Here is an 11,648-nt window from a genome sequence, read left to right as displayed (position 1 = left end):
AATCAGCTATCCTCTTCGGGTTTGGCCTTGGAATCTTCGCGCTCGGCCAAGGCGGCCATCAGTTCGGGATCGTTCAGCAACTTGCGAATCTGATCCTGCGCCTTGGGCTTGGAATTCATGTAACGCTGCAGGTTGGCCAGATGTTGCCGCGCCTCCAACAGCTTTTTCAGGGCCGGGATCTGCGCTGCAACAGCAGCCGGATTGAAATCATCCATGCTTTCGAAATGCAGGGAAACGCCCATGCGGCCATCGCCGCCCATCTTGTTTTCGACGTTGAAGCTGACGCCGGGCGCCACGCTTTTCATATAGTCGTCCAGCGTCGCCGCGTGACATCTACGAAATCACGCTCTTCCATGTCCGGCTTCTCGACTTCCGAGGCATTCCCCGAAAGATCCGACATCACCCCCATGACGAAGGGCAGTTCGACCATCTTTTCGGATTCGTAGGGATCCTCATACGAAATATTCACGCGCGGCGGGCGATTGCGCTTCAGGAAATCGGTTGACTTGTCAGATGCCATAGTTCCAATCCTCTACTCAGCACATACGAGAACGCGCTTATTCGGTCGAGTCAATCCAAATCACGCAACAAAAATCAAACTGACGCCACTGGAGGAACAAATAGTTCTGCCATAATTGCGTCAAAACGCTTATCCAACATATTGCGCGCTTTTGCCAGTAGCAAAGGAACCGGACTGGCGGGTTCTTGCGTAGTAAAATAGCCTTCGACGCCGATCAATTGTGCAATCAAATCACTGCGCTGCAGAATCGGTTTCGGCTGAACAGTCGGGCTTTCGGGATTTTGACTGTTCTCCAACCCCGACTTGGTCAATTCGCGAAGCTTGTTCATATCCAGTGCGAAGCCGCTGCCCTGCCCGATGTTCAGGACGGCGTTATTGGCGCGGTCGGGCATCAACACCTGTATCGCCTCGACCAACGGCGCGCCGACCAACTGTCGCGCCTGAGCCACAAGGATCAGTGCAGGCGATGAGGGTTCATTCAAAGCCAGCCAGGTTTGCGCAACGTCCAGCGCGACTGCCGCGGTCGCACGGTTCGGCACTCCGCGCGGAGGAACTGTGGTCGCAGCCGTCGTCGCAGGCACCTCTGATCCGCCACCCGCGACGGTCTCGGCCGGTGGCAGTTCGATTTCCGGCGGCGATGCGGGCACATTACTTTCGGACCAGCCGCGCACGTCGGGGCGGGCCGTCGAAATCATCGACTGAATATCCGCTATGGTGCCACGCACGGCACCCAGATCGGCGTTAAAGGCACCCCCATCCTTTTCAAACGAAATCCGCTGAATGCGGAACAGCGCGTCAGCGGCGCGGGTCAGCAAATCCTGTGTCACGCGAACATGGCGCAGATTGGCGTCCGAGCGCAGCGGTTCTGTCTGATCCGATCCCGCCAGGCCATCTTCCGACAATCGCGGCTCGACGCTGCCCGACGCAACCAGATAGCGGCGCAGCGAAACATCAGCATTTGGCAGCAACGCCAGATGCATCAGCGGCGCAACAACCGCAGGCTGACTGTTCAACGCCTCGATTGCGCTGCGACGCTCGGCCGTGCCACCGGACAGCGGCGGTATGATCTGCTGAGGCCACTGTGCCAGCATACTGGCCATCACCTCAAGCGAAGCGACGAAATCCGGCAAACGCCCCGCCAAAATCTGAAATCGCGCCAATAGGCTGATCAGACGCAGGTCGCGGCTGCGTTGCAGCAATGCGGAAATCGCCGACTGCTCGGCCCGTAAATCAATCGAGCGGGGATCGAACAGGCGATCCTCTCGACCGTCGCCAACCGATCCCGGAACAAAATACCGTTCTGGCAGGCGCGATTCTGCCTCGTAGTAATATTCGACGAACGCGCTATCATCGATGGCCTCAAGGTCCGGACCTACCGGCTGATCTTCCGAAACTGGTTTCAGCAGGTCTTCGTTGGCCATCATCTGTCTCCTGATACGCCCGAACCGCCCTGCTCATCCGCCTTGCGATAGGCGGCGGCAAACAGGCGGATAAATTCATCCAGAATACCATTCTCACTGGCGGTCTTCGCATCCCACCGGGCAACAAAGCCGTCCCAGGCCTTTGCCTTGCGGTTTCCGACCAGTCCGCCGCCTTTTATGTCGGCCTCGATCTTGTCGGGGTCCAGATCTTCCAGCAACGCGATCAGCGCGGGCTGCAAGGCCGCGAACAACGCGCCCTGATGGCGGCGCAAATCACCCAATGCTTCATCAAAGCCAGCCGCGCCAGTCAGAAACCCCGCACGCGGGCGCAGGAACAGCGCATCCAGCGCCTGCGGGCCGTCCGGCATAAACTTCAACGGATTGTTGTCCGTCGCCCCCCGCATCGTCCGCTCGCCCGAGCGGGTGAAGTGCCGTGCGGCTGCCCGGTCATGCAAGGCAGCCATCAACTGATGCGACACGACCCGCAGCGTTTCACCCACTGCGCGGCCGAATTGTTCAGGATCGACCGTCGCGGCGGCGCCTGGCTCTAATCCGATGCCTGCGCAAAAGCCCAGCAAGAATGGCTCTGCCTTGTCCGGCGCGGCAATGGGTTCCTTTGCCTTACCCGGAATATTTTGCGGGGAAACCTGCGGGCCGCCCAATTGTTGCAACGGACCGGTCCCAGCCTGCGGCGCCAGCGACGCGTCACGCGGGTCGGGTTCGGCCACAGGCGGCGGTTGCGGCAAGTCAATGAAATCATCAGAAAAATCAGGCATCCGGGCAGCGCGGTCAACGGGCGACACATCAATTGGCGGCGATGCGCCCCCCTCGACAGCCCAGGGATCGTCGCCTGATACCTCATCGACCACACGGTCGACGCGGTGTTCGGGCAGCGATGCGGGCGACATCACCGCGCCGCCCTGAGGCATGTCGAAAATGGCGACGATCAGATATTGCCCGACCTGAAAGCGATCCCCGTGCGACAGGGCATGCGGACCATCCAACCGGTGCCGGTGCCCCTGCAAAAAAGTGCCATTGGTGGACACATCGCGCAGCCACCATCTCTTGCCATCAAAAGCCACGTCCAGATGATGACCCGAGATATAGCGGCTGGCATCGGGCAGCACCCATCCCATCCCGGACCTGCGCCCAATCTGCAAGCCGGTTTCCGGCACCAGAACGCTGACGGGGCCGCCATCGTCCAGCACGTGGAAATTCTCGATTTGCAGTGTCAAACTCATATCGGGCTATTATGTCCTGAACAGTGTCTCGGCCATGTCCAGAATACGCGCCAGATACAGTGAACGCTGACCCAGCTGGACTCTTGCAAGACAGGACAGCACTGCCGCATTGATGGCAACAGGCGTCTTGTGCAGCGGCACGGGTTCGGGATCATTCGGCGCCGGACCGCCGGTCGACCAGCCGACCGCCAACCCCAGCAACACCGAAGGACCACGCGCGGGTGCCCAGAGCGCCTCTCGCATGATGTCGTGCCGCTGGCGCGTCGTGGGATTGGCCAGCCATGCCGCAATCAACTCCATCATATAGCGTTCCTGCGGCTGCAGGTAATCAGCCATCAGGCGCAGACATTCATATCCCCATCCGGCCGCATCGGTCGGCACCGTCGCAAAGGCGGTATAGGTCACAGCCTCTTCCGGCGTGGTCGATGAACGCAGCCGCGACAGAAACCGCAGTCCGCTCTCTTCTTCTTGCGGGCGCAATTTGACCAGCTCGGGCAGGTGGGGCAGATTTCTGAAATGCTCGACAGGCGCACCAGCCCGCAGGCTGCTTCTTGGCCGTCTGGTGATCTCATCGGCCTCGACAGGCATCATGAAAATTAAACATCCCAATCAATCTCGCCGCGGATTATGGGAAAACCCGTCCGCAGGCGCAACCCGGAACTGGCAAGACACGATACCACATGCGCAATTGCGCTTTTGCGGGAATATCGCCGTCTCGACATGGTTTGCCAGTGTGGCTAGCATCGCCACCAAGGAGATTGCTCATGTCCAGTGTTGTGCCCATCATCCGACCACTTCGGCGCGATCCGCGCAAAACGCCTATTTCCTTTGCCGACAGCGCCCGTCGCAATCGCATCCTGACGCCGCAGCAATGCCTGGATACACGGGCAAAGTTGCAAAACATCCGCAACCTCGCGTCGGCCGCCGATCGTGAATACCGCACCTTGCTGAATGAGCTTGATAAGCTGGATCGGGAAGGACGTGCCTGGTTGGTTGTCGATCTTATCCATAAAACCTCATTGGCATCACTTGATCTGGCCGCCGATTTTCTTGGCGTCCTGAACCAGAAGAACGGCGAAGTTGCCCGCAAACTGGCAGATGGAACTCAGACGATCAGCGACGGTATTACCGTGGCTGATGCAGTAATACGCGAACGGGGCGTTTCGTCAGACACGGTGCGAACCGTTCTGGATCGCCTGTTGACACATAGCAAAGCCGAAAGCGTCGGGGCTGCCTATGGAAAGGGCAAGGCCGACACCATCCTTTCGCTGTGGAACGGTTACGAAAACACGACCTCGGCGCAAGGTCATGGTGAACGCAGCAGCCGGTCGATCGAAGCGACCGTCGACACAATCGCCTCGGTCGTCCAGGCGAATGCCGATGCAATCGACGCTTCCGAAAAGGCAGGCAATCCGGTCGCGAAACGCATCAGCGCAGCGGCAGGAATATCTCGGTCAATGGCATCCTACCGACGCGAGGTTGAGGGCGCCTTTAACCGCCGGCTGGAAATTCGCAACGGGTTGCAGCACTCACGCGCCCAGTTAGAGGCCAGCTTGCGTCCTCATATGGATCGCTTTCACAAGGATGCCGCCGCATTGATGAAACTGCTGGAAGGTTGTCAGCCCTGACAGTTGCAAACCCGCATCATAACCCGCTGTTAAGATTGGCATGAAGCAAGGTGGTTACCCGGCAATTTGGCAATCGCTGACGGCGCAGATCAGCTTGGCCGCGATATTTGGCCACCTTAACCAGTTTGGCCTTCAGGCGCCTTAAGACAAGGAGACGGAAGCATGGCGACGGAAGTAACGGAAGCCGCGCATGCGGCAGAAAGTGTTGCACAACATGCGGGCGGCGCTGATTTCACCGCTGTCGCCATCCTGCTGGCCGCCGCAGTCATTGCGGTTCCGCTGTTTCGACGTATCGGCCTGGGATCGGTTCTGGGCTATCTGGCAGCGGGCCTTGCCATCGGCCCCTCTGGCTTTGGCTTTTTCGACGATCCGCAATCCGTCATCCATGTCGCCGAACTGGGTGTTGTGCTGTTTCTGTTCATCATCGGCCTTGAAATGCAGCCATCACGGCTTTGGGCCATGCGGGGCGAGATTTTTGGTCTGGGCCTGATGCAGGTCGGACTGGCCATGGCCACCTTGGTCTGGGTCGGCATTTTGCTGGGCTATCCGACTTCGGCTAGCTTTGTCGCAGGCGCCGGCTTTGTGCTGACATCAACAGCCATCGTCATGCAGATATTGGATGAACGGGGGGAATTGGCGCAGCCAAAAGGCCGGCGTATGGTTGCCATCCTGCTGTTCGAGGATCTGGCGATCGTGCCGCTGCTGGCTTTGGTCGCATTTCTGGCGCCGGGCGGGGAAGAAGCCACTTTGGCCGACCGGTTCATCAGCGTTGGCATCGGCATTGCGGCAATCGTCACCTTGGTCCTGATCGGCCGCTATCTGCTTGATCCGATGTTCCGCATTCTTGCCCGCTTCGGCGCACGCGAAGTCATGACCGCAGCGGCGCTGCTGGTGGTGCTGGGCGCCGCTCTGCTGATGCAGGCGGGCGGCATGTCGATGGCGATGGGCGCATTTCTGGCTGGCGTGTTGCTGTCGGAATCGTCGTTCCGCCATCAGCTGGAAGCCGATGTCGAACCGTTCCGTGGATTGCTGCTGGGCCTTTTCTTCCTGGGCGTCGGCATGGCGCTGGATCTGAATGTCATCGCAGCGAACTGGGACATCGTCCTGATCAGCGTCCTGGCCTATATGCTGTTGAAGATGCTGGTCATCTATCTTGTGGCGCGCTTTACCCACGCGTCTCGATCCGAGGCGATTGAACGTGCGATCATGATGGCGCAGGGCGGTGAATTTGCCTTCGTCCTGTATTCAACCGCCACGCAATTCGGCATCCTGACCCCTGAATGGAATGCGACCCTGACCGCGATCATCATCGTCTCGATGGTCCTGACGCCGTTCATGATCATGCTGTTGGATCGCGTCATGCCGAAGGGCGCGGTCAGCATGGACGGGGTCGAGGTCGCGCATGACCTTGAGGCAAGCGTTCTTCTGATCGGCTTTGGTCGCGTGGGCCAAATTGTCAGTCAACCGCTGCTGGCCCGTGGGCACAGCATTTCGCTGATCGATTCCGATCCGGAAGTGATCCGAGAGGCTGAAAATTTTGGTTTCAAGGTCTGGTATGGGGACGGGTCGCGGCTGGATATCCTGCACGCCGCTGGCGCCGCCAAGGCAAGCCTGATCGTTGTTGCAATCGACAACAAGGAAGCCACGACCAAGATCGTCGAGCTGGTCAAAGAGGAATTTCCATTGGTGCCGGTCATCGTCCGTGCCTTTGACCGCGAGCACGCGTTAGAACTTACGGCATTGAACGTCGATTATCAGATGCGTGAAACCTTGATGAGTTCGTTCGAAATTGGCCGAGAGGCGCTGCTGCGACTTGGTGAGGACCCGGAGGACGCCGATGACCTGATAAAGGACATGCAGTCGCGCGATGCAGACCGCTTTGCCCTTGAATGCGTATCGGGGCTGCAGGCAGGGGTGACCATGCTGATCGGCAACAAGGATATAAAAAACCATCCTTGACCCTCTGGTGAATTTTGCGGGCCGGCCGGAATAACTCGACGTCCGGCCCGTATCTCCTGTGCGGTGGAATTGCGCCGCGACAATTGCAGGAGAACGCCATGAAGCCGATCCATCTTCTGACTGCAGTGGGATTTATGGGCATCGCCCTGCCCGCTTCGGTGAATGCCGATCCATTCTTTACGGATCAGGTCATTCGGGACATCATCAGCCAAAGCACAGCCCGGCACCTTATGGGCGATGGTGATGATCGACGGCCCTACTTCCATCGCTATGACGACCGGCACAAAGCACATCCCTTTTCGCGCGATGATGACGACGATGACGATGACGATGATGATCGCCGTTGGCATCAGGAGCACGATGACGACGACTGAGCGGCCAGATACGAAAGCGTCAATCCGAAAGGTTGGCGCTTTTTCAATCAGGTGATCTGCTTTCGCCCCAACAGGCGCAGCGCGCCATTCCGACATGCGCGCAAGACCGGATAGATGATCGCGGCCCTGTGGGGCGATCGCATCAGCCAGGTAAACGCGCCGCCATTCTGTGACAGGATTGACAATATGCGAACCGCCTCGGCGCCCACATAGTTCGTCTGGCCATAGCGGACAACCATCCCGGCATTCGGGTTCAGACCGTCATCGACCAGCGCCCGGAACCGGGGATCATTCGCGCGCATGTCGATCAGATCAACCTGACCGACATTCCGTTGCAGGTTCAGCATCCTGACATAGGCGCTGCAGAACGGGCATTCGCCGTCGTAAAAGATTTCAATGCTCATCCTGCGACACCTTGGATAGGGGACCGTCGTCGGGAATAACACCCGCGGCGCGACGTATTTCCATCATAACGCAGCTTGTGTCAGGGTGAACCATGTCAATCGCCGCACCATTTTTGCCACGTCTGGTTCCGGCCTATTCGCTGGCGGTGTTTCGGATTTTTCTGGGCGGATTGATATTGTGGGATTGTGGCCGCTTTATCCGGCATGACCGGATATGGCGCTATTGGGTGCAGCCGGATTTTCATTTCAGCTATCCGGGCTTCACGTGGGTAAAACCGCTGCCCGAACCGTGGATACACGTCGCATGGCTGGGTGTCGGGGTGGCGGCAATGCTGGTCATGCTGGGGCTGTTCTATCGCATGGCGATTATCGCCCTGACGCTGTTGTTCAGCTATTTCTTCCTGCTGGATGCAGCGGAATACCTGAACCATTTCTATCTGGTGATCCTGTATCTGGTGCTGTTGTGCTTCATGCCCGCTGCCCGTGTCTGGTCGCTGGATGCATGGCGACGACGGCACAACGACACCGTCCCCTATGCCGCAATCTTCATGCTGCGCCTGCAGACCGAAATCGTCCTGATTTATGCAGGTTTGGTCAAGCTGACCCCCGACTGGCTGGCGGGCGAACCTCTGGGCCTGTGGCTTCGCGACCGCTCGCAGGGGCATTGGGCCGAGCCGCTGTTTCAGCACGATTGGCTTATTCTTGCCGCCAGCTGGGGTGTGATTGCATTGCATGTGATCGGTGCGCCATTATTGCTGAACCCGCGCACGCGGTTGCCGGTTTTTATCACCTACTGCGCCTTTCATGCGGCCAATGCGTTTTTCTTTAACATCGGAATTTTTCCCTGGCTGACCATCGCCGCCTCGACGATTTTCTTCGCACCAGACTGGCCCTTAAGATTTATTTCCAAAAACAGAAAATCATTCCAGACCATTCAACCAACCACGCGAACCCCGCTGCCCTCGCTGGTTTTGGCGGCAATGGCCTTGTGGATCATCCTGCAACTGTTCCTGCCACTCCGGGGGCTATTCTTCGCCTCGGACACCCGCTGGAGCGGCGACGGGCATCGCTTTTCATGGCGCATGCGGATCTATGACCGTTGGGCCGAAGGAGCTTTCATCGTCACCGACCGAAACACGCATCAGGAATGGATTGTCGATCCCCATGCGGTGCTGACGGAACGGCAGGTCAGCAAGATGATGGTCCGGGCCGATCTGATTCATCAGTTCGCAAATCATCTTGCTGCGGAATGGCGCGACCATGGTTACGATGTCGCTGTCAGCGCCGAGATCTGCAAATCCCTGAATGGTCGTCCCTGCCAGCCGTTCATCGACCCGATGACCGATCTGACACAGGTGCAGATCAACCGCTTCGCGGCCGATTCCTGGGTGCTGCCATTGCAGATCCCTGTTTGGGGCGTCGCGGATAACCGTAGAAAGGACTGACGTCAGACCAGAATATCAATCGCCTGCGGTTGATCGCCACGCTGGACCGCCTGAAAATTTTTCATGATTCGGATCAGTCCGGCGGCAAAGCCATCGGCCGCCAGCGCCGCCAGATGGGGGGTTATCACCACGCGATCCAGCCCGATCAGCGGATTGTCGGGCAGGATCGGCTCGATCGAGAACACATCGACGCCCGCCCCGCGCAGACGTCCCTGCCTGATCGCCATGGCCAGATCGGCCTCGACCAGCACGCCTCCCCTTGCTGCGTTCACCAGAATGGCGTCGGGCTTCATCAGCGCCAGCCGATCGCGGTCGATCAGATTGCGGGTCGATGCGTTCAGTTCGCAATTCAGCGTCACCACATCGGATCCTGACAGCAAATCTTCCAGCGACGCAAAGCTGATCCCGATTTCGGCTTCCTCGGCCATGCCCAATGGGGTCCGCTTGTTATAGATCACCTTGCAGCCAAACCCTTGCAGGAAACGCGCCAGCGCCTTGCCGATATAGCCCATGCCAATGATCCCCACCGTTCGCCCCGACAGCGTGACCGAGGTAGGACCGACCGCCGATTTCAGCCATTCCCCACGAGAGATGCCCATATGCCCGCGGACGATGTTGCGATTCACCGCCAAAATCAGCGCCAAAGTCGTTTCGGCAACCGCCACGGCATTTGATCCGGTCGTGCGCAGCACACGCACGCCGTTCAGTCGCGCGGCCCCCAGATCGATCCCGTCATAACCAACGCCCCACTTATGGATCGCCCGCAGCCCCGGCACGGCCATCATCGCTGCTGTCACCGGCACATCGCCGGTAATGGCAAAGCTGGCCCCTTGCAGCGCGGCCAGTTGATCCGCCTCGTCATTCGAATGTGCAGTCGTCAGCCGCCAGCCTTCGGGCAGAAAGGGCCTGATTCGGTCCAGCCGCGCTTCATTCGCCATATCCAGCAAGACAATCTTGGTCATTCGCCCCCCTTCATATCCTGAAGCGCACACCGGGACGCGCCAGACCACCACTTTGCGCCATCACCACCCCATCGGCACGCCAGCAGGCGGCCCCGGTCAGCATCCCGTCACCGCCGAAACCGATCGCATTCATGCCGCCGCCGATTGTTTTGACCAGCCGCACATCATAGCCCATCGCCTGCAAAGCATCCTTCATCGGGGCATAGGCGGGTTCCAGTTCGACATGCGGCCCATCGGTCCAGATGCGGGGCGCCTCGACCGCCTGTTGCAGGGTCATCCCATGGTCGATCAGATTGACGATGGCCTGCATCGCGGACGGAAATATCCGCACCGCCCCCGGCAGGCCTAGCGCAAAGCAGGGCTTGCCATCACGCAACACGATCATTGGCGCCATCGAGGTCGGAACGCGCTTGCCCGGCCTGATCGACAGCGCCCGGCCCGGATGCGGATCATAGTTCAGCATATAATTGTTGGGGATAATCCCCGTCCCCGGAACCATGATACAGGCGCCGAACAGCCCGTTGATCGTATGTGTGGCCGACACGATGTTCCCATCGGCATCGGCAATCGTCAGATGCGTCGTGTCATGGCTTTCATGCCCCATCCACGGGATTGCATCTTCGGTTCGCCGCAGCCGCGATAAACATTTCTGCGCATAGGTCTTGGACGTAAACTTCTTGACCGGGACATCGACGAAATCGGGGTCGCCAGAGGCTGCATTGCGATCTTCGAACGCCACGCGGATCACCCCGGCCAGCAGGTTCAGGCTTTCGGGACTGCCAAAGCCCATCGCGCGAATATCGAAATGCTCCAGCATGTTCAGCATCTGCGTCACATGCACGCCCGCACTGGCCGGCGGTGGCGGACCCGTGACCGTGTAACCGCGATAGTCACCAAAGATCGCCTCGCGTTCTATGGCGCGATATGCACCCAGATCATTCAGCGTCACATGCCCCGCATCAGACCGGCCCGTTGCCAATCGCTGAACCAACGCGCGGCCCAGTTGCCCTTCATGCAGGGCTGCCGCACCCTGTTCCCGGATCAGGCGCAGGCTTTCGGCATAATCACCCATGACAAGGCGGCTGCCTGCAGCAATGGGCTTTCCATCCGGCATGAACATTCGTGCCATTTCGGGATCGGCCAGCAAATCGGTCTCGTGTTCGCGCACGGCGCCAACAAGATAGTTGCTCACGGTAAAGCCACGCTGGGCGACGCGGATTGCAGGCTCGATCACGTCGGCAAATGGCAAGCGTCCGTATTTTTCCTGCATCAGGCACCACCCGCGCAAATTTCCGGGCACAGCAACCGCAGATGCGCCGACCCGGTTCCGGCGTCCGTGGGTTTCCATGTAATCGGGCGGGCTGTCGGAAATGGGGGTGAACATATCCGGCCGCGCGTCCTGGCCCGCGACGGAAAGCGCGTCGATCACAATATGCTGCCCATCCGCCAGACGGATATGCGATATCCCGCCCCCCGCGATTCCGACCATCATCGGCTCGACCACCGTCAACGTCAGCAGCGCCGCCACGGCTGCGTCTATTGCATTGCCGCCGCAAGCCAGCATTTCGTTGCCCGCCGCCGTGCCAAGGGGGGAGTTCGTGACCACCACTCCCAGACTGCCCAGGGCCGGTCGCTTCTCGCAGGTGAACGGCAATTGCTTGGTCACGCGTTATTCCCGGTTTGTCGCAATCAAC

10 protein-coding genes and 1 pseudogene are annotated in these 11,648 nt (G+C 59.2%); 4 read left to right on the top strand and 7 right to left on the bottom strand.

What is annotated here, in order from left to right:
- Window positions 1-2: 2 nt before the first annotated feature.
- The 4 genes and pseudogenes from tssB to H4P12_RS08785 form a co-directional block, all read right to left on the bottom strand.
- Window positions 3-430, bottom strand: a pseudogene (gene tssB / locus H4P12_RS08800) (type VI secretion system contractile sheath small subunit).
- 164 nt (window positions 431-594) lie between these two features.
- Window positions 595-1,941 (bottom strand): type VI secretion system protein TssA, encoded by a 1,347-nt coding sequence (locus H4P12_RS08795; protein WP_187793256.1) that lies wholly within the window; start codon window positions 1,939-1,941, stop codon window positions 595-597.
- On the bottom strand, window positions 1,941-3,182 hold the full coding sequence (gene tagH, locus H4P12_RS08790; protein WP_187793255.1) for a type VI secretion system-associated FHA domain protein TagH: 1,242 nt from the start codon (window positions 3,180-3,182) through the stop codon (window positions 1,941-1,943). The genes H4P12_RS08795 and tagH overlap by 1 nt, the downstream gene beginning before the upstream one ends.
- A gap of 9 nt (window positions 3,183-3,191) precedes the next feature.
- Complete coding sequence (locus H4P12_RS08785; protein ID WP_246449059.1) at window positions 3,192-3,773, bottom strand: DUF6931 family protein; 582 nt, start codon at window positions 3,771-3,773, stop codon at window positions 3,192-3,194.
- Window positions 3,774-3,946: 173 nt separating this feature from the next.
- Between H4P12_RS08785 and H4P12_RS08780 the strand changes: the two genes are divergently transcribed.
- The 3 genes from H4P12_RS08780 (at window position 3,947) to H4P12_RS08770 (ending at window position 7,143) form a co-directional block, all read left to right on the top strand.
- A complete protein-coding gene (locus H4P12_RS08780) occupies window positions 3,947-4,810 on the top strand; it encodes a hypothetical protein (RefSeq protein WP_187793254.1) in 864 nt (287 codons plus the stop codon).
- A gap of 162 nt (window positions 4,811-4,972) precedes the next feature.
- Complete coding sequence (locus tag H4P12_RS08775) at window positions 4,973-6,769, top strand: monovalent cation:proton antiporter-2 (CPA2) family protein (protein ID WP_187793253.1); 1,797 nt, start codon at window positions 4,973-4,975, stop codon at window positions 6,767-6,769.
- Window positions 6,770-6,867: 98 nt separating this feature from the next.
- Window positions 6,868-7,143: a hypothetical protein gene (locus H4P12_RS08770; RefSeq protein ID WP_187793252.1), complete on the top strand. Its 276-nt coding sequence runs from the start codon at window positions 6,868-6,870 to the stop codon at window positions 7,141-7,143.
- Window positions 7,144-7,190: 47 nt separating this feature from the next.
- Here H4P12_RS08770 and H4P12_RS08765 read toward each other — a convergent pair whose 3' ends face one another.
- Entirely contained in the window at window positions 7,191-7,547 is a 357-nt protein-coding gene (locus H4P12_RS08765; protein ID WP_187793251.1) for a DCC1-like thiol-disulfide oxidoreductase family protein, read from the bottom strand.
- Between the two features lie 92 nt (window positions 7,548-7,639).
- Here H4P12_RS08765 and H4P12_RS08760 point away from each other — a divergent pair, with 92 nt between their 5' ends.
- On the top strand, window positions 7,640-8,992 hold the full coding sequence (locus H4P12_RS08760; protein WP_187793250.1) for an HTTM domain-containing protein: 1,353 nt from the start codon (window positions 7,640-7,642) through the stop codon (window positions 8,990-8,992).
- A 2-nt stretch (window positions 8,993-8,994) separates the two neighbouring features.
- Here the strand turns inward: H4P12_RS08760 and H4P12_RS08755 are convergent, their stop codons facing one another.
- Window positions 8,995-9,954, bottom strand: coding sequence for a 2-hydroxyacid dehydrogenase (locus tag H4P12_RS08755; RefSeq protein ID WP_223115741.1), 960 nt, complete (start codon window positions 9,952-9,954; stop codon window positions 8,995-8,997).
- Between the two features lie 10 nt (window positions 9,955-9,964).
- The gene (gene ggt / locus H4P12_RS08750; RefSeq protein WP_187793249.1) at window positions 9,965-11,620 is read right to left on the bottom strand and encodes a gamma-glutamyltransferase; all 1,656 of its coding nucleotides are present in this window, start codon (window positions 11,618-11,620) and stop codon (window positions 9,965-9,967) included.
- Window positions 11,621-11,648: the final 28 nt, after the last annotated feature.

The organism is Paracoccus amoyensis, assembly GCF_014490725.1.
Lineage (GTDB): Bacteria > Pseudomonadota > Alphaproteobacteria > Rhodobacterales > Rhodobacteraceae > Paracoccus > Paracoccus amoyensis.
Note: the sequence above shows the minus strand (reverse complement) of the source record. Positions and strands in the feature narration are given on the sequence as shown.